Below are 17016 nucleotides of genomic sequence, written 5' to 3'. Positions count from 1 at the left end.
CCCCAGCGCCCCCGGATGGGATGCGCGAGACGAGGAGACGAGAGACGATGAATGTGATCGAGGAAATCGCCGCGGAGCGCCAGCGGCAGAAGGACGTCGAGGGCTGGACCGAGGCGCATGACGACAGCCACGCAGAAGGCGAGATGGCGCGCGCGGCTGCTTGCTACGCGCATTTCGGGAGCCTCATCGAAGATGAGCGCGTCCCGGCCAACTGGCAGCACGAGAACATCGGGGAGCCGCAACTGATTGTGACCCGCCGCCTGTGGCCGTGGGATTGGTCATGGTGGAAACCGAAGGACCGGCGTCGCGACCTGATCCGGGCTGCTGCGCTGATCGTGGCCGAGATCGAGCGCTTGGACCGCCTCCCCACCCCCGCGGGCGACGAGTGAGGGAGGGCGGGATGGGCGAGCGCGAGGACGCTAAGTTCTGGATCAACGCTACACGCGAATGGAACGGCGGCGCGGGCCTGATCGTTCCGCGCCCCGTGGCGGAGCACCTTCGTGAGATCGGCATCTCGGAAGGCTTCACCGAAGCAGTCCCGCTCCCCGCCGCCCCCGCGGACCTGAGAGAGGAGAAGGACGATGGCTGACCGCGAGATCCGGCCCGTGGACGGCCGAGCCGCGAAGTGCTGCGCCGACGCCCTGTCCGAGACCCTGGCGACCATCGACCCGGCCACGCAAAACCTCGTTCTGAGCGGGATCGCCTGCCACGAAGTCGTCCGCCTGCTGCGGCTGATACCGCAGGTCGCCGCGGGGACGCATGTTGTGGTGCCGGTGGAGGCCGCGAACAAGGAACTGGAGCTTCAGAACCTCCGCGCCGCCCCCACCGCCTCCCGGCGCGAGACGGCCGAGGCCCTGGCGCTGGTGGGGAAGATGCGGGAGGCGCTGGAGCCGTTCTCGGCCGCGCTCGATCTGGCTCAGGCCGCCCTGAAATCCGATGTGCCGTCCCCTCTGCACGTTGAACCGTTGGCCCGCGGCCTGATCGTCAATGGCGCGCTCCACAAAACCGCCGCCGCCCTCTCCGCCCCCGCCCCCGCTGCGCTGGAGTCGATGCGGGAGAGGATCGCCAATGAGGCTACGGCAGAGATGCGGGAAGCGTTGCAAGACCCGGTAAGGGTCCACGCGAACATGCTCCGCGGAACGGTCGCAAAGCCGACGCTGCCGAATCTGATCCACCTGATGCCTGACGAGTTCAAGGCGATGCGGGCCGAGATCAGGGCGGAGGCGCTGGAGGAAGCGGCGAGGAAGGTGAGTGGCTATGCGGGGCGGTACGACGGTGCAGATGTCGCACCACTCGCCGCCGCCATCCGCGCCATGAAGCGGGAGGGCGAGGGGTGATCGGGATGCTTGAAATGATGGACCTGAAGCAGTGCCCGTTCTGCGGCGCGGATGCGGAAATGAGATGGGTTCTGGACGACGTTGGCGTCCACAATGGGCACGGCGGGAAGGCGATCCGCGTCTCATGCTCGCGAGAGGGCGAGTGTCCGTCCCCATCGTGGCAGGAGGTTTGCAACGAGCACGAGGACGACGCCGCCTGCCTGCATAGCGTGGCGCGCTTCTGGAACACCCGCGCTGATGATTGGGAGCCTTTGGAGTTGCTTCGTCTGCGCGTGGCGCTGGTACGAGCGGAATCCGAACTGCGGGTGACGCGGATCGAGCGGGACAGGGCGCAAAAGGCTTGCGAGCAGATCGCCGAGACCATCGACAGGGAACGGGAGGGCGAGGGGTGAGCGCTTCAACGGCTTGGGCGCTCGTCATCTGCATGGGCGCGTTCACTGCAGGTGGCGGCGCGGCAACCTCGGACTGGCCGGCCGGGATTGCTGGGGTGATCGTCACGGGGGTTGGGGTCTTCGCCTTTCGTCGGTTCCGAGAGGAGGGCGAGGGGTGAGGGTCTTGGCAGGGGCGCTCTTCGGCATTTCCATCGAAACCCCGCACACAGATGTTGCGGCGTGGGCCATCTTCGGCGTCTGGATCTGCGGGGCGATCATCCTCGTTAGATGGTGGCGCAACCCGGAGCATGACCTATGAAGGACACGCCGGTGCTGCTGCCCACGGTCTGGATCATGGTCACCGCGGACGGCTGGTATCCGATCCAGCCCACCGACTGGTGCACGCCAGAGATCCACGCGAAGCTGAACGACCACGTTGTCAGGATCGAGGACGCTGAGGGGAAGACTCTTTGGGAGAGGACGGTTCAATGAAGGGTGTCGATCTGGCCGATAACCTTCACTGCGCCCGCTGTTCCGCTGAGGCGATGCTGCCCGAGCGCCTGTCGACGTGGCGCGAGGCCGACCGGCTGATGAAGGTCCGCGAGCGGCTGTCTCGCGTGCCTGACGTCGATTCGCGCGACCTTGCCGCGATCACCGAGGCGGCGGACCTGCTGCGGATTGCGACGGTGACGAAGGAGGGGGAAGGGTGAGCGAGCGCGACGAGTGGATCAAGTCAGCCTCCCCGGAATACGCCAGCCTTGCGCTTTCTATCCGCGACATGATCGTTTCGCTTGGCTATCATTGTGGGACGAGCCTTGAGTGCGAGGGGGGCGTAACTCTTGGCGTCGGCCTTACGATCAGGGATCGTCTCGGGCGATGCATCGGCGTAGCAACCGTGGACGAGCACGGCCTGACCTACGGCAATGCCGACTGGGCGGCGAAGGGTATCGATCTTACCGACACCCTTTGTGACCAGACCCGCCCCTGAGAGCGGGCCTGTCTCGTGAAAGAAAGCGGGCGGAATCTTTCAGGGAGCCCAGCCGCAGACCCGCGACCCGGCCTCGTTGTGCGCCAGGATCTGACCCGCGAGCGCGTCGCTCATCGCGTCCACGTCGGTAGAGGTCGGACGGATCGCCCGGACCCACTCGCAGCCGTCAGTCGCGGGACCACCGGCGCAGGCGCTCACGACGCTCAATAGCGTCAAGATCATCCACTTCTTCATCGACCTTCCTCCGGTCATCGGCGCGCTTGAACGCCGCCTCGCGCTGCTCCGCCTCGGCGTCGGCCTTGCCGTCGCTGCGCCACTTCGCCCGCAGGCCGAGGAACGCCCCCAGCACTAGCAGCGCGGCCCCGGCCCATCGCGCGGGGCGGCTGCTTAGGAGCGCCGCCAGAAGGCCGCTCACGCCGTCCTCCCGGCCCGCAGGCGGCCAATGACGAAGGCCACGGCCAGGGCCACCACGGCGACGCCCACGGCCCCCGCGAGCACGGTCTGCGCCGTGTCCCCCAGACCATCGGTCAGGCCGCGCAAGGCGGCGGCTCCGGCCCCCGCTGCACCCGCGGCTTTCTGCGCCTGCTCCACCCGGCGGTCGAAGGCGTCGGGTGCGGCGGCCGGCTTCGGCTTCTCTACGGCGGTGCGGAGCTGGGTCCAGGTCCGCGCGCCCACGATCCCGTCAGCCGGCAGGCCCTCGGCCTCCTGGTAGGCGCGGACGGCCGCCAGCGTGTCGGGGCCGAAGACCCCATCGGCTTCAAGGCCGAGCGCGCGCTGCAACTCGGTGACCGAGGGGCCGCGATCCCCGAGGCGCAGAACGGTGGGCGAACTCTGGCCGGCATGGCGGCGATAGGCCGAGGCCAGCAGGCCGGCGTAGCGATCCACCTGGCCGGGCCCGTTGTAGCCCCGGGCGAAGGCCGACCAGTCCTGACCGCGGAGCGCGCCCAGAAGCCCGGAGGCCCGCATGAAGGAGACCATGGCGTCGAGCTGCGCCTGCGCGTCGTCGGCGAACGCCTGCACCATGGCGATGGCCGAGGGATAGCCCACGGTCCCGGCGTTGAACCCCATGATCTGAGGACCGCCCCAGCTCGTCGCGGCGCAGGCGGCCTCGGGGTCCATCTTGAAGACCTCGGCGAACAGCGCCTCGCGCGCGGTGGTGGAGAGCGCCGCGGCCTTCTCCCAGCCGCCGACCCAGCGGATGCGCTCGCGGATCGCGGCCGGCAGCTTGTGCGGCTCGAAGCGGCGGGGCAGGGTGCCGTCGCGGTTGAACCAGCGGCCCGAGGCTTCGACCTCGATCACGGCCTTCAGGGCGGCGACCTCGCACCCGATCTCGCGTGCGACGGTTTCGACGGCTCCCGCGGGCAAGGGGTTGGCGTTGCCGACGTAGATCGGTGAGCGCATAATCATCATCTCCAAGGCTTGATGAGAAGGGCGAGTGCGAAGGCGATCAGGACGATGAGCCAGAGCACGTCCATGTCAGAGCGCCTGCCCCTCGACGGGCAGGGGGTCGGGCGACCATCCCTCGCCGCCGGCTACGATGCAGGACAGACCGGCGAGCGACGTGGACAGGACCGTGAACGATCCCGTCTCCGCGTTGACGAAGACCTCCACCACGCGCGCGCCGTTCTGGATGCCCATGCCGATGCGGTGTTCCCCGAACTTCTGGGCGAGGGCTTCGACCACGATGGGCCGGGGTGCGCACTGAGGCTGCGCCACGACCGGAGAGGCGGCGAGCGCGATTGCTGCCGCCGACAGGATGGTCCGCATGGCGGTTTTCCTTGATCGGTGGATGGTGATGAGGTAATTTCGCGGCCAGAGCAGCTAGACTGCCATTAGCCCAGAGCCCCTAGAGGGCCGACCTGCGGGTGATAGGACTATCAGGTGGGCAGAACCCCGTCGTTGCTTTCCCGCAGCGGCGGGGTTACTCTTTGGGGGCGAGCGCGGCGCTGAAAGCAGAAGCGCAGGCATCCTAAAAGTCGTGGGAAGGCGAAAGGCAATCCAGCCGATTAGCAGATCCCCCACCGCCGATAGATCGCCGGAGTAGCGCCCGGCCGCTCGCACAAGACAGGCTCAGAGGTTCGCGGGCTCCGGCCTTCCCTCTGGGTCTACGGCTTGTAAGCCGCCGGGCATCTCGGCGCAGATATGGGGGAAGGATTGGGCAATCCCGGTCGGCCGCCCCGCCCCACCCGTTAACGAACCCGCCCTTTCGCGAACACGTCGGCGGTGATATGTTCGTTCGGCGAACTCGGATCGGCCAAGCCCCCGCGATGCAGATGCAGGCGGGGGCTTTTCGTTCAGCGAGGCGCGGTGTGTCCATCGTGCAGGATGCCCACGAAGGAAGCGCCGTCCGCTTCCGCCAGGCGCGACCCAACTTCGTTCGCATGGGGCTCGTGATCGAACTCGCCGAGGCATTCGGAACTAAAGGAGCCGCAGCCGTCCGCATCCTCGCTCTCGGTGTAGCGGGTCACGACGTATCGCGTCACCGGGCGCACCCGGTATTCGATCTTGGTGGTCATGGTCTCTATCCTCGGATAGATGCGCGTTGACGCTCGCGCGGGCGAACCGCAGGTGCGGATTTCTTGCCGCAGCGTGACGGCGGTGATATGTTAAGCGGGCTCGGCAAGGCAGTCCGCATGGACGTTGCGCCGCCCTTCACATCGCGAGTTTCCTAGGCCAGCAGATGTGAAGTGCGGCCCCACCTCACTCCACCCGATCCAGATCCGCCGCGGTGGAGACCTGCGCCGGCGACAGCGCCAGCATCAGCGCGATCACGGCGGCGGCGGCCACACGATGATACCCTTGGCGTAGGCCCAGACCCCCAGCCCCCCGGCCGCCAGCGCCCCAATGAGCCCGAACCGCTTTCGCCAGCGCTCGATCCGATCCCACATGATCGTCTCGGCTTCCACCGTCCGGGCCACCGCCACCAGCGTTTCCGCATGAGGCGAAAGCCTCTCCAAGCCGGGCGAGGCTCTCGAAGCCTTCGACAGACCATCGATGAGAGCCATCAGCTCGGCCGGATCGCTGTTCAGGTAGAGCAGCAGTATCTCCGCCTTCGCCAAGTTCGCGGGCGAAAAAACCCGTTCGATATCTCTCAGGTGCGCCCACTTCCCAGCTAGTTCCGCCAGGAGAAGGCGATCCTCGTCCGTGATCTCGCCGCCCATCAATCATGCCTTGATAGCCCCAGTCCTCGAATACGTGGACGGCACGGCCCCCCGCGCGCCCGGCTCAACTCGCGTTACGGTCCGTGCGCTGCCAGATGATCCCCATCACCCCGGCGAGCAGCAGACCACCCAAAAGCGCCCCCGAAGCCCACGCGGCCACGGAGAGCGGCAGAAACGGCCCGCACAGCCCCGCGGCGACCGCGCCGGCCGTGTGGCAGCCGAAATCTTTGAAGGCGTCCCAGCGACGCGCAGACGCCCTCTCAGCGCCTCTCTGCCTGAGAAGGTGCCAGACCTCCCACGCGGCCGAGACCCCGAACGGCACGGCCACGCCCCACCAGCCCCACAGGCTGCACGGCACGAGCCCGAACAGCAGGCCCAGGTAGGCGTGCCCGGTCTGGTTGGCGCTCTCCACGTAGCTGCCCCACGCGGACTGCACCGAGGGCGTCAGGATCGACCGCAGGAGGCTCATTCGATCACCTGCAAGCCGGCCGGAAGCAGCGCCCGCATCGTCGGCGACAGCAGGTCTTCCTCGCCCGGGCTCAGCACCGCGTCGAGGTGGTCGCTGCCCCACAGCCCGCCATCCCGAAGGTGGTAGCTGTAGACGATCTGCGCCACGTCCAGCGGAGGCAGACCGAAGCCCGCTTCCAGCTTTGCGAGGATGACCGGACCCGCGTCCGTGTGCAGCGCATAGTGGGTCGCGGGGGCCGACCCCGTGGCCGACAGCGCGCAGGCGAAGCCTCGCCCGTAGCCGTCCGCCTCGGAGGCGTCCCGAACCTCGCCCACAAGAGCGGCGGGGACGATGATGACGAGGGAGTAGGGCTGGTCGCTCACGGGTTCAGCTCCGCTACGCGCGTCGCATTCAGCGGCGCCAGAATGTCGGTGTGATCGCTGTCCGAGATCGCACCCTCAAGCAGCACGACCCGGGACAGGTTGATCGCGCCTGTGCCGCCCCGGGATAGCTCGATGGGCAGGGCCGTGTTCATGGTCGCGGTCCCTATGGTCATCGCGGTCCACGAGCCGCCGTTGATGCTGTATTGAGCCGTCGTCCCATTCCACCGAATGGTGATCGCGAAATAGACATCCTGAGCCGGCGCAGGCACGAAGTCGAAGTTCCCACCGTTCCTGATGTTGTAGGTCAGTTTCGGGCCAGAGTTGCCGAAAAACACCGTGAAACTTGGGCTGTCCTGAGCGATCAGGGGCTCGAAGACAGACGTGCGGGTTGCGACCACGAGGGAAAGCGTCCACGCCGCCCCCGAGGCCGCGTTCAGGGCCGGGACCACCGTCCCCATCGCGAGGTTCATGGTGTCGTCGGTGTTGTCGAACACCAGCGCCCGCGAGGAATTGACGGTCGTGAGCAGGGGCCGTTGGCTGTCGCTAGGCGCGACGGCATCGGCAGCCGCATCGGTGTAGGACCACACCCGCACGCCATTGCCAGGGGCCGCAGCCGTCGTCTTGGCCGCGTCCTGCCACAGGGGGCTGTCAACCGCGTCCAGCGTCCCGCCGCCGTAGGTCGAATGCAGGCTTTCGAGGCCGCTTCCGCTGTCGAACGCGCCGGGACCGCTGCGCCCCGGGCCATAGCCGAGAATGAGCTTGCCGAAGGTGTTCATACGTGGCCTCCCGGATCGGGTGAGGGATCAGGCATCGAGAACCCAAATCTCGGCTTCGTGGATATCGACTTCGGAAGTGGACGCCTCCGATCCACTGTCGTTCGGACGGAGGTTCACCCGGATGTCCTCATCGCTTTCCACGTAGGCGACGAAGCTGTGATAGGTCCGGCTCCCAGAGCCCGCCTCCTCGGTCCACGAGCTGGCGGTCGTCATCTTGGAGAGCCCGGCTCCCTGAAGTCCGCAGTTCAGGTTGAACGGCCCGGCGCCCTTCGGCGTGGCGGTCATCTGCAAGACGATGATCTTGCCGACGAGGCACTCGCTGTCCGCCTTGGAGATCGCCGCCGTCTGGAAAACGTTGCAGCCCGTCCCGTCGCAGACCGCCCGGAGGCGACCGCTGACGCTGGTGAAAGAGGAAAGGTTGCTCGACGTCCATCCGGTCGTGGTGGTCATGTCCCCGGCCCAGACGCGCTTATGGCCGTTCCCGCCGACCCTCAGCGGATAGCCCTGCGACTGAGGCTGGAACCGGCCGATGAAGTCCGCATAAGACCCGTCCGGGTTGTCGGTCACATGGTAGAAGTTGGTTTTCAGCGGACCTTCGATCCGCAAGAAAGAGCCGCTGTCGATGCCGAGCACCGAGAAGAGCTGAAGCTGCCGGCCGGATTGTGGGTCGGGCGGGGATGCCGGGGTGAATGGGACAGTGTTCCCGTCGATTGGAACGCTGCCCGTGATGTAGTGAATCCATGCACCGTCCCGGGCTACGATGAGATCGCTCGCCCAGCCGGCATAGAATTTCTGCGGGCTGTCGATGACGATCCCGCCGTTGGGGTAGATATCTCCGCCGTCCGCGAGAATGCCGATGGGAGAACCCGTAGGGACGCCCGCGCCTGAACGGAAGCCCACGTTCTCGATGTAGGGCCCGCGGATGCTCAGCACCCGGGTCGGCTTCGTTGGCGTGAACTTGATGAGCCCCTGCACGCCGAAGGTGAAACGGCAGTCCGTCCAGTTCGCCTGGTAGTCGCCCCAATAGCTCCAGCCGTTGCAGTTCGCGAAGGTGCAGTTGATCCCCGAGATGGGGCCAACTTCCAGATGCCGGAAGGCGGCGCTTCCGGAGTGCGAGCTGGGGGCGTTTTCGATGATGACGCGCTCGAAGCGCGAGCCGTCATTGTTGCCTTCGACCTTGATGCCAAAGTCGACATAGCCGCGGATCATCGTGTCATGAACGAGGACGTGATGGCTGAACGAGATCTCCGCCATTCGCAGCGGCACGAGGGCGACGTCGTTCCCCTCGATGCGGACATGGCCGATCTCGCAACCATAGGCCGCGGCGGTCTCGCCGAACGCGAAGGTCGCGGCGGCGTCGAGCATCTGAATGAAGGTCTGCCCCTGTCCGATGATGCGGCGGAAGTAGCCCGCGGCCGAGACGTCTACAGCACCGGAGATCGCATACGATCCGGTGAGGCCGACTTCGCTGCGGAACGAAAGCGCGCTCTGCAACGCGCCCCGTGCGTTCGTGGCGCCGTCAGCCACGGCGCCCAGTTGCTCGACCTGAACTTTCGCGTTCGCGATCTCCCACCAGTTATCTTCAGCGTCTTGGAAGCTTCCGGCGTGCCCCGGCGAGGACGCGGCCCGCTTGTATTGCGCGGTCTCGCCATCCCCAGCCGTCGTGTAGCCCAGAAGCCGAACCGCCCCCACATCGCTCGCGATGGTCGCGGCCTGCGCCGCCGCCCGATTGTCGAAGTCCTTGGAGATGACCGAAGTGATGCCGACGCCCGCGACCACGTTGTCCACGGGATAGCCGGAGATGGCCGCACCCGAGGCCGTCGTGACGCCCAGCTTGTAGGTTCCCGGCGGGACGTAGACCGGGGGGAACACGCCGGCCGAGCTGGCGACGACAGGGACGCTCTGGGCGATGCTGAGGTCAGCGTCGCTGTAGGTCGGGACCTCGGTGGTGGTCCCGGCCTCGTAGACCGTCAGCAGCGCGCCGGGGACCGGCTCGTCATCGCTGTCTGTGGCGCGCAGGATGCTGTCGCCGAAAAGTCGCGGCATGGGCAGGGTCTCCAAATGAGAAAGCCCCGCGCGATGGCGGGGCTTGGTCTGCTCGGTGGGGGGGGGGGGGGGGGGGGGGGGGGGGGGGGGGGGGGGGGTTGTGCTGGCCGTCAGGCCGGGAACGAAAAAGGCGGCCCCGGAGGACCGCCTTGGTGGTTTGCGTCTATGTGGGGCGCGTCAGGAGCCGCCCACCTGATCGTGATGGACGCGCTCGCCTCATTTCGGTGTTAGGAGGCGTGCACTATATTTTCGTACCGTCGCGATTCGCGGCGCGCGTCCATAGGGGCTCCCATGAAGCACTTCTCCATCGTTGTCCGCGCGAACTGGGACGAAGAAGCTCGCGTGTGGGTCGCGTCCAGCCAGGATATCGACGGCCTCGCCGTCGAAGCCGATACCCTCGAAGCCCTCCAGCCGAAGGTTGTCGCTGCGATCTGCGACCTTCTCGAAGCGAACGGGGATGGCTCCGATGAGCCTGAGATCCCGGTTCGCATCCTCGCCGAGCAGGTCTCCCGCGTCCCCAATCCCTGCCACTGACCTGTGCCCGGCTACCGGAAAGAGCTGCTCGCGCTGCTCCGGGAGGCCGGGTGCTACTTCGTCCGCCAAGGGCGGGGCGATCACGAGATCTGGTACAGCCCGATCTCGGACCGCAATTTCACCGTGGACGCCGGCGTGAAGTCCCGCCACACGGCGAACGAGACGCTCAAGCAGGCCGGGCTCCCCAAGCAGTTCTGAGATGGAAGGACGGCCCCGTGGGGCCGCCCCGTGGGTGGTGGCCGGCCGCGTCAGGAGCCGCAGGCGACTTGGGACGGCCCCGGCGAAGCTGCGTAAACCGCGCTAACGAACTGCTCCACGAACACCCTCACGGCCGGCAAGAGATCACCCAGGAGATCTTCCATCTCGTGCGGATACTCTTCGAAGTCCGAGAGCATGGCCCGATGCGCCTCCCTTACGTCAAAGCCGGCTGAGTTGAAGGCGGCGTGAGCGGTGACCATGGCGAGTGGGGCCGAGATGATGTCGACGATCTGAGACGGCGACATCCGAAAGCCCTGCTCCGGCAAGGGAAACAGGCGGTCAAAGAATTCCCTCGCCCGCGCTTCGTCGATCTCAGGTCGGATCTTGCGCGGGTAGTCGCTTGCGACGGGATGAAACCCAGCCACCACATCGTCCGCGAGCAGCCCGAACCATTCCCCGACCCTTCGGTGCTGGGCGAAGCGCGCATGCATGTCCATTTCAAGGCCCCGCGCGTTCAGTTCGGCATCGAAGAAGTATCCGTGCAGGAACTCACGCCCGGATGCGCCAGACAGCGTGGATGCCCGCGCGGTTGGGCTTGCGGCAAGGCCAATCTTCGTCGCCCCGTCGAACTGCATCACGTAGACCACCTGGTGCCGGCGCCTGACCTGTTCGCCAGAGTTGAACTTGATCCACATGGCGGTCACCGCCCGATCCGGCGACGGCTCGCCCGGTTGTCGCTGACCGCCTGATGGACAGAGCGGGCGGCCATGGCGGTGACGTCGCAACACTCGTCGGCACCCCAGCTCCGCTCGTCCTCCATGTGCTCGGTCGCCAGCTCTTCGGCGAGGATCACCTGCGCCAATTCCATCCGGCTCATGCGGTCACGCAAGTTGGCCTTCTTCGGGAGACCCATTCGCTCCCGCATCCGCCCGGCGCTGGCCCCGAACAGCCCGACGTAGGTCGCGTTCGTCGCTCGGGCGAAATCACGAGGCTTCGTCACCCCATGCTCGGCCAGCGTCGACGTGAAGTCGTTGCGCATGGCGCGGGATTCCTGCCGCACCGCGAGCCACCGCGTGTCCTGCGGGCTCGGGGGAGGCGTCCCCTCCATGTAGGCCCGGACGACCTCGTTGCACCATGCGTGGAACGCGGGGCTGAGGTACTTGGCGTAGGCCATGCCGATCTGCCAGTGAGCCCAGGTGCCCCCACCCCGACCCGGCCGGTTCTCGAAAAGGTGGGCTGTCCCCACCTTTTCCCCGATTTCTCGAATGAAATCAGAGCCTTCGTATCGACTCCACTCCGCCGGCTTCTTGTTTCGGGGAGAGCCGGCGGCCTTCCACATGTCGGTCAGACAGAGCATCTGTTCACGGTCCCGGATCGGCGTGTCGTTGAAGCTCAGTGACGAGATGGACGTTTTCATGTCAACGGTCCTGTGGGTCCTGCTTTGCCTTGGGAGGATTCCCGCGGCCGGGGGCGCTCAGGTGGCCGCCTGAGCGATTGGTCCCCCGGCCGGTCTGCGACCAGGACCAAGTCGCAAACCTCGATGTCAGGGTGTGACCCCGGCGCTTGGTGCGCTAGGGCAGAAGTGCCTAGAACGTGAGCGTCAGGCCCTCCCGAGGATGTTGCGGACCTGGCCGAAGAACGCCGACGTGTTCGGGCAGGACGGGTCGTCGTCCAGCGTGGAAACGGCCTGCATCACGAACTCGCGAAGCGTCTGGGGCCGGATCTCCAGCATCCGATCCACGCGGCCGGCGACCTCGTAGGCCCTCGCGTAGAACCAGTCGTCGCCCATGTGGTGAGGCGCGGCCTCGACCACCTCGTTGATCTCCTCGATTTCGCGGAACAGCGCCTCGATCTCGCTGGGCGCGGCAGCCGCGACGGCCGAGGGCGCCATGGCGACGGCGGGCAGGGCCGCAGCGCCGAGGGCGAAGGTGCGGCGGGTCGGGCCTTTCGGCTTCGGGCGGCGGGCGGTATCTTCGGCAGCAGCCATGCTCGATCTCCTGTTGATCGTGCTTCGGTCAGGCCCCGTTTGACGTTGCAGCGTCTTGCGGGGCCGCTTCATATGTCATAGCTTCTCTAACGTCTGTCAATGGCAAATGTTAGAGAACCGCAGAATGGCCAAGTCAGCCCCGATTGGGTTCCGCATCGATCCAGAGATCAAAGCCGCGCTGGAGCGGGCGGCGAAGGACGACGACAGGTCGCTGTCATCGCTCGTGACGATCATCCTGCGCGACTGGCTGCGTGCGAAGGGCTACCTCCCGGAGTGAGGCGCTTCCCCGTCGCTCGCTCCCGTGGGAGAGTGCTCCGAGGAATTCAGGGGGAGGTATTCATGCGCTACGCTGCCGTTTCGATCATCACCGCAGTTGCGCTGTCCGTGCCCGCGAGCGCCCAAGCACAGGAACCAAGCGGTGATGCGGATACCGTTCGGACGCTAATGCTCGGATGCGAGGGCGCTCTCCGCGGCGAATGGTCGGACCCCATATCCTTTTATTGCCTGGGGGTCGTGGCCGGAATTTCGTGGATGATGGAGTCCAATTGCATAAGTGTCAGCTACGGCAGGACCCCGGTTGGCATGTTGACCGCTGGAGACATCCCCACCATTGATGCCGGAGCCCAAGCATTCGCGACCTGGGCTCGCGCAAATCCGAGCCGGTGGGGCGACAACGCAAGGCTATCCATGATCGAGGTCTTTCACCGGGAATTCCCGTGTGAATTCAGTGAGTAGGCGTCACGCCCGAATGCGCGGCGGCCTGCGGACGTCAAGCAGCCGGTCGGCTGGGTAAAGGGCCTCACTCACGCTGTCGCCTTGGTTCCCGCCGAGCACCTTGATGTAGTCGCGCCCGTTCTTGCGCACCTTGCCGGCATAGAAGCCGACGTGCCCTTTCCAGCTCTCCGGGCTCTCGCGCCAGAAGACCGCCACGTCACCGATCTGAGGCGTCTCGGCCTTGGTCCCGAATTCGAGGAACGACCGGGCGTTCAGCCTGCCGGTTCCTTCCCCACCGCTGGCGCCCAGGATGGCGTTGACGAAGGCCGCGCACCACGCCGTTTTCGCCGGGTCCAGCTTCGTGCCGCTGGCGCGCTTGATGAATTGGGAAAGGACCCGCGCATCCTTGTTTTCGTTCATGCCGACGAAAGCCTGCGCGAGCTTGAACGGGCTGGTGGTCTCGACCGGAACAGGAGGAGGCGTAGCATCCCGGAGGTCAGCCACATGGCCCTTTACCTCAGAGGGGAGGGCGGATTGAGGCCCCGGCGCAACTTCAGGGGCGGCCTCCTGCGCGGGGATGACCTCCCACCCCCTGAACCGCTCGGCCTGCGCTCCTCCAGTCATGCCGCCGCCAGCCGCGGCGCCCGCAGCGATGGGAGCGCCCGGAGACGCTGCGGGGAGCGCCCTCGCAGCGGCCGGAGCCGGGAGGGCCGGGCTGCCCGCCGGAACGACGGACGTGCCCGCGCGGGCAATGTTCGGGTCGATAGCGCGACGCAAGATTTCGTCGCCAACCGACTCGTTCACGCCCTGAAGGAACCGATCCTTGGCGCCGCCGGCGGCCTTTGACCCCGCATTCCAGATGGCGTTCACAAGGCTGGTTGAGCTTCCCCCTCCGCTCACCACATCGGCCGCAGCATCCCCCAGGATGCCGGACGTGAATGCATCATCCTCGGCGAGGCGGCCGGCCGTCTGAGACCCCTTGAGGAGCGCGTTCCGCGTCTCCTGCATGATGCGCTCCGTCCGGGTGCGCTCCATGAAGTCGGCGAAGGCGAACTCATTGCCGTCGAACAGCGCGCGGATGCGGTCCCGCATGTTCGGGTTCTGGAACATTCCCGAGACGTCGCCGCTGTCGATCTTGTTGCCCATGCGGTCGCGAATGGCCCGCGCGGCGCCGAGGCGGAACATGTCGCGCTCGGCCGGGGTGTAGCCCTCCACCAGCGCCGAGGTCGCGTCCCCGTCGCCGGAAAGGAAGCGGCGGCCCTGCTCCAGCGCGTCGAGAAGCTCGCTCTCGGATCGGTAGGTCGCCATGACCGCGCGGAGGTCGTCGGGAACCTCGCGCAGGAATTCGTCCCGCAGGTTGCCGATGCCGCCGGCCATCTCGCCGGCCCTCGCGCCGCGGGCGCCCCCTTCCATGTCCCGCATCGCGCGCTGGATCTGGTCCAGCATCTCAACCGTGTATCGCCCATTATCCTCGCGGATCGGACGGCGGCGGTCCTGCATCATCCGCGTGGCCCTGACGACAGCGCGCCGGCCGGTCGGGGTTTCGAGGATGGTCGAGACGTTCTCGGAAAGCGCAGGCGCCGGCTGCGCGTAGGCGCGCGCATAGCCCGGACGTGCCGCTGCGGCTCGACGCTGAGAGACGGCCGCGGCGGTGGCTCCGAAGTCCTGGCCATCCACGCCGAGGTTCTCGGCCAGGTTCTGGTTGATCCGACCGTATTGCCCCCTCGCACGGTCCTCGAAGAACTCCTCGAAGCCCTCGCGCGCCGCACCGCCTCTGCGACCTGCGGCCGCAACCACGGCGCGGGTGTTCGGCCCCAGATCCGCCAGCGAGAACGGCGTGCCGCTGTCCGCGATGGCCTGAAGGTCGGACGCGGACACGCCGTCCTTGCGCATCGCCTCCGTGAGCATCTCCTCGGCCCGCCGGACAGCGCCCTCGCCCTTCAGCCCCCGAACGTAGGACAGCCCACGCGCGACGCGGGTGATGCCCTCGGCCACCGCGGGAATGGTCGCGCCAACGCCGGCCCCGAAGAGCCCTCCGACAAGACCGCTCTCCGCCCGGTTCAGGGCGCCGCCCTCGCCCTCAGCGAAGCCAGCCGCAGCGCCGGTTCCCGCGCCGACAGCGGCCCCTTGGCCGATGCGGGAAATCGCCGACGTGGCCGCCGGGGTCGCCGCCCCGACAGCGCTTGCGCCAGCGCCGAGGACGCGCGCCGGAGCCGCGGTCGCGCCGCCGAGGACGTTCATGATGACCGAAAGGACGGGATACTCGTCACGCACGCGGTCCTGCTCGGCGCGCTCCATTTTGAGGTAGTCGTCGTAGAGGGCGCGAATGCCCGGAGCCTCCGGGCCGCCCAGCAAGCTCCTGACGTTCGAGACCACCGCATCGTTCAGCGCGCCGACGCCGGCCCGGAACTCATCCGCCACCGGGCCAACAGCCTCGTGCATCAGGCCGTAGCCGCCGCCGGTCGTGCGCCGGCCTTCGGCCATGGCGCGGCCGGCGCCCTCGCCGCGAACGGCATCGATGGCGGGGTAGTTGTCGGGCGCAGCGTCAGCCGCCATATTGGCGGGGATGATCTGCCAGCCTTTGAACTGCTGAGGGTCCATGAATCGCTCGTGGCCTCACTTCTTTCGGCACCTGTGCCACCTCGGCGGGATCGCCGCCGTGCTCGGCCTATGGGTGCTGTGGTATGTCGTGCCGCCCAGCGAGGACGCCGACTTCATGCTGCTGTGGACGGGGCCGATCTGGGCCTTGTCTCAGGTCTGCGCCGGCCTGCTGACCTACTTTTTTCGCCTCAAGGGTTGACCCGGACGAACTTGGTCCCGTTCCATTCCACGATCTGGCTCGGGTCCTGCGGGTTGCGCAGGCGCGTGCCGACCGGGATTTCCTCGACGTTGCCGGAGAAGCCGCCAGCGGCCTGAGGTGGCGCGGGCGCATCTGGGGCGCCGGGACTCCGCATCGCGCCGGCTCGACCGGCGGCGGCGCGCATCGCCTCCATCGCCTGCTGGCGGGCCTGCGCCTTCTGCTGGATCACGCCCGGCCCATCTCCGGGCTGCGGGAAGTAGGTGCGGATCTCTTCGTCCGCCTCCTCATCACCGATCACGGCTCCGGATTCGAAGCGGAGCTTGGACCGGACCCAATCACGCTGCGCCTGACGCACCTGAAGGTCATCCTCGCCGAGGGCATAGCCCTCCGGAAGCAGGGTGTTCAGAGCGCGCTCTCCGATGCTGGGCGTCGTGTAGCCTTGGCCGTAGAAGCCCTGAAGAATTTTCTCGGCGGCCTCCATCCGGTCAAGGAAGCCCTTCGCCTTGCGCTCGCCCTCGGACGTAGCGGCGTCGCGGGTGTTGGCGGGGTGGAAGCGCCCGGTTCGCTCATTGATCTGGCCGGCCTCGGCCCCGTAGGACGCCGCCTCCTCCGCCGTTGCCGGTCGGAAGCTGTCAACGACCTCCTGCGTTCGGCGGACGCCGCCGTTGATCATGAAATCGCTCCATTCCGGGGAGCCAGGAACAAGCCCGGCCTCATCTGCGCGCGCGCGCAGCTCGGCAATGGGGTCCTTCTCCGGCGCCCTCGGCGCGGTCCACACCGGCGCCGGACCCCGCTCCCCCATGCCGAGCACGCTGTTGCCCACGACCTTGTAGCCGTCCCACGGGTCGGCCGCCTTGGGCTGCTCTCCGGAGAGATAGGCGGCGAGCATGCCGGCCATGCCGGGCTGATACTGGTCAGGAGTGGGAACCCCGGCAAGGTCCAGTCCATCACGCTGCGCCCGGCTGTAGAGGGACCCATATGCCGCGGCCTGACGGTCGGGCGGCAGTTTGTCGATGATATAGAGCGGAGCCGAATAGCGCAGGCGAGCATCCTTGGACGCGGCCTGCCGAGTTTCCGCCTGCATGGCCTGCATCCGCGCCCCGGCGATGGGGTCCACGGCCATCAGGGCGTTGGTGAAGGCCGGGGAGCTTGCGCCCTCGGTCTGGGCGATCTGGGCGAGACGATTTCGGGCCTGCCCCGTCTGCATCTGCTCGCGCGCCTGAAGGCCCTGCGAGACCGCGCCGACGAGGTTGGGGACCATGATTTCAGCCAT

The 17016-nt window shown here is 67.2% G+C and carries 25 protein-coding genes; 11 read left to right on the top strand and 14 right to left on the bottom strand.

Going from position 1 to position 17016, the window contains the following annotated elements:
- Window positions 1–47: 47 nt before the first annotated feature.
- The 7 genes from BM064_RS20550 (at window position 48) to BM064_RS20525 (ending at window position 2696) form a co-directional block, all read left to right on the top strand.
- The gene (locus tag BM064_RS20550; protein WP_092863192.1) at window positions 48–389 is read left to right on the top strand and encodes a hypothetical protein; all 342 of its coding nucleotides are present in this window, start codon (window positions 48–50) and stop codon (window positions 387–389) included.
- 11 nt (window positions 390–400) lie between these two features.
- Complete coding sequence (locus BM064_RS20545) at window positions 401–589, top strand: hypothetical protein (RefSeq protein ID WP_092863189.1); 189 nt, start codon at window positions 401–403, stop codon at window positions 587–589.
- Entirely contained in the window at window positions 582–1337 is a 756-nt protein-coding gene (locus tag BM064_RS27615; RefSeq protein WP_092863186.1) for a hypothetical protein, read from the top strand. The genes BM064_RS20545 and BM064_RS27615 overlap by 8 nt, the downstream gene beginning before the upstream one ends.
- A complete protein-coding gene (locus BM064_RS20535; protein WP_092863182.1) occupies window positions 1334–1729 on the top strand; it encodes a hypothetical protein in 396 nt (131 codons plus the stop codon). The genes BM064_RS27615 and BM064_RS20535 overlap by 4 nt, the downstream gene beginning before the upstream one ends.
- Window positions 1730–2023: 294 nt before the next feature.
- A complete protein-coding gene (locus tag BM064_RS27610) occupies window positions 2024–2200 on the top strand; it encodes a hypothetical protein (RefSeq protein WP_177236348.1) in 177 nt (58 codons plus the stop codon).
- On the top strand, window positions 2197–2418 hold the full coding sequence (locus BM064_RS20530; RefSeq protein ID WP_092863179.1) for a hypothetical protein: 222 nt from the start codon (window positions 2197–2199) through the stop codon (window positions 2416–2418). Before BM064_RS27610 ends, BM064_RS20530 begins: the two co-directional genes overlap by 4 nt.
- Window positions 2415–2696 (top strand): hypothetical protein, encoded by a 282-nt coding sequence (locus BM064_RS20525; protein WP_092863176.1) that lies wholly within the window; start codon window positions 2415–2417, stop codon window positions 2694–2696. The genes BM064_RS20530 and BM064_RS20525 overlap by 4 nt, the downstream gene beginning before the upstream one ends.
- Before the next feature lie 166 nt (window positions 2697–2862).
- Here the strand turns inward: BM064_RS20525 and BM064_RS20520 are convergent, their stop codons facing one another.
- From BM064_RS20520 to BM064_RS20480, 9 genes are all read right to left on the bottom strand, one after another.
- Entirely contained in the window at window positions 2863–3111 is a 249-nt protein-coding gene (locus tag BM064_RS20520; protein ID WP_092863173.1) for a hypothetical protein, read from the bottom strand.
- On the bottom strand, window positions 3108–4097 hold the full coding sequence (locus tag BM064_RS28140; RefSeq protein ID WP_177236347.1) for an N-acetylmuramidase domain-containing protein: 990 nt from the start codon (window positions 4095–4097) through the stop codon (window positions 3108–3110). Before BM064_RS28140 ends, BM064_RS20520 begins: the two co-directional genes overlap by 4 nt.
- Before the next feature lie 75 nt (window positions 4098–4172).
- A complete protein-coding gene (locus BM064_RS20510) occupies window positions 4173–4463 on the bottom strand; it encodes a hypothetical protein (protein WP_092863167.1) in 291 nt (96 codons plus the stop codon).
- Window positions 4464–4990: 527 nt separating this feature from the next.
- Entirely contained in the window at window positions 4991–5212 is a 222-nt protein-coding gene (locus tag BM064_RS20505) for a hypothetical protein (RefSeq protein WP_092863164.1), read from the bottom strand.
- Between the two features lie 252 nt (window positions 5213–5464).
- Window positions 5465–5857 carry a hypothetical protein gene (locus tag BM064_RS27605; RefSeq protein ID WP_092863162.1) on the bottom strand — a complete coding sequence of 131 codons (393 nt, stop codon included), beginning with the start codon at window positions 5855–5857 and terminating at the stop codon, window positions 5465–5467.
- Window positions 5858–5921: 64 nt separating this feature from the next.
- Window positions 5922–6326 carry a hypothetical protein gene (locus BM064_RS20495; RefSeq protein ID WP_092863159.1) on the bottom strand — a complete coding sequence of 135 codons (405 nt, stop codon included), beginning with the start codon at window positions 6324–6326 and terminating at the stop codon, window positions 5922–5924.
- A complete protein-coding gene (locus tag BM064_RS20490; protein WP_092863156.1) occupies window positions 6323–6688 on the bottom strand; it encodes a hypothetical protein in 366 nt (121 codons plus the stop codon). The genes BM064_RS20495 and BM064_RS20490 overlap by 4 nt, the downstream gene beginning before the upstream one ends.
- Window positions 6685–7464 carry a hypothetical protein gene (locus BM064_RS20485; protein ID WP_092863153.1) on the bottom strand — a complete coding sequence of 260 codons (780 nt, stop codon included), beginning with the start codon at window positions 7462–7464 and terminating at the stop codon, window positions 6685–6687. Before BM064_RS20485 ends, BM064_RS20490 begins: the two co-directional genes overlap by 4 nt.
- A 27-nt stretch (window positions 7465–7491) precedes the next feature.
- Window positions 7492–9510, bottom strand: coding sequence for a carboxypeptidase-like regulatory domain-containing protein (locus BM064_RS20480; RefSeq protein WP_092863150.1), 2019 nt, complete (start codon window positions 9508–9510; stop codon window positions 7492–7494).
- Window positions 9511–9801: 291 nt separating this feature from the next.
- Here BM064_RS20480 and BM064_RS20475 point away from each other — a divergent pair, with 291 nt between their 5' ends.
- Both BM064_RS20475 and BM064_RS20470 read left to right on the top strand, forming a co-directional pair.
- Complete coding sequence (locus tag BM064_RS20475) at window positions 9802–10044, top strand: DUF1902 domain-containing protein (protein ID WP_092863147.1); 243 nt, start codon at window positions 9802–9804, stop codon at window positions 10042–10044.
- A gap of 3 nt (window positions 10045–10047) precedes the next feature.
- Window positions 10048–10242, top strand: coding sequence for a type II toxin-antitoxin system HicA family toxin (locus BM064_RS20470; protein ID WP_092863144.1), 195 nt, complete (start codon window positions 10048–10050; stop codon window positions 10240–10242).
- A 50-nt stretch (window positions 10243–10292) separates the two neighbouring features.
- On the opposite strand, the gene BM064_RS20465 is transcribed toward BM064_RS20470, so the two are convergent.
- The 3 genes from BM064_RS20465 to BM064_RS20455 form a co-directional block, all read right to left on the bottom strand.
- On the bottom strand, window positions 10293–10937 hold the full coding sequence (locus BM064_RS20465; protein WP_342741390.1) for a GIY-YIG nuclease family protein: 645 nt from the start codon (window positions 10935–10937) through the stop codon (window positions 10293–10295).
- A 5-nt stretch (window positions 10938–10942) separates the two neighbouring features.
- A complete protein-coding gene (locus BM064_RS20460) occupies window positions 10943–11659 on the bottom strand; it encodes a KilA-N domain-containing protein (protein WP_092863138.1) in 717 nt (238 codons plus the stop codon).
- A 183-nt stretch (window positions 11660–11842) separates the two neighbouring features.
- The gene (locus BM064_RS20455; protein ID WP_092863135.1) at window positions 11843–12229 is read right to left on the bottom strand and encodes a hypothetical protein; all 387 of its coding nucleotides are present in this window, start codon (window positions 12227–12229) and stop codon (window positions 11843–11845) included.
- A gap of 124 nt (window positions 12230–12353) precedes the next feature.
- Between BM064_RS20455 and BM064_RS27600 the strand changes: the two genes are divergently transcribed.
- Window positions 12354–12506 (top strand): type II toxin-antitoxin system antitoxin, encoded by a 153-nt coding sequence (locus BM064_RS27600; RefSeq protein WP_177236346.1) that lies wholly within the window; start codon window positions 12354–12356, stop codon window positions 12504–12506.
- Between the two features lie 461 nt (window positions 12507–12967).
- On the opposite strand, the gene BM064_RS20450 is transcribed toward BM064_RS27600, so the two are convergent.
- Window positions 12968–15544 carry a TIGR02594 family protein gene (locus BM064_RS20450; RefSeq protein ID WP_092863132.1) on the bottom strand — a complete coding sequence of 859 codons (2577 nt, stop codon included), beginning with the start codon at window positions 15542–15544 and terminating at the stop codon, window positions 12968–12970.
- 58 nt (window positions 15545–15602) lie between these two features.
- On the opposite strand from BM064_RS20450, the gene BM064_RS27595 reads away from it, so the two are divergent.
- On the top strand, window positions 15603–15743 hold the full coding sequence (locus BM064_RS27595) for a hypothetical protein (RefSeq protein WP_177236345.1): 141 nt from the start codon (window positions 15603–15605) through the stop codon (window positions 15741–15743).
- Here the strand turns inward: BM064_RS27595 and BM064_RS20440 are convergent.
- On the bottom strand, window positions 15733–17016 hold the full coding sequence (locus BM064_RS20440) for a hypothetical protein (protein WP_092863126.1): 1284 nt from the start codon (window positions 17014–17016) through the stop codon (window positions 15733–15735). The two genes, BM064_RS27595 and BM064_RS20440, sit on opposite strands and share 11 nt — an antisense overlap.

It is taken from the genome of Albimonas pacifica (assembly GCF_900113695.1).
GTDB lineage: Bacteria > Pseudomonadota > Alphaproteobacteria > Rhodobacterales > Rhodobacteraceae > Albimonas > Albimonas pacifica.
The sequence above is the reverse complement of the archived record's forward strand: the minus strand, read 5'-3'. Positions and strand labels throughout refer to the sequence as shown.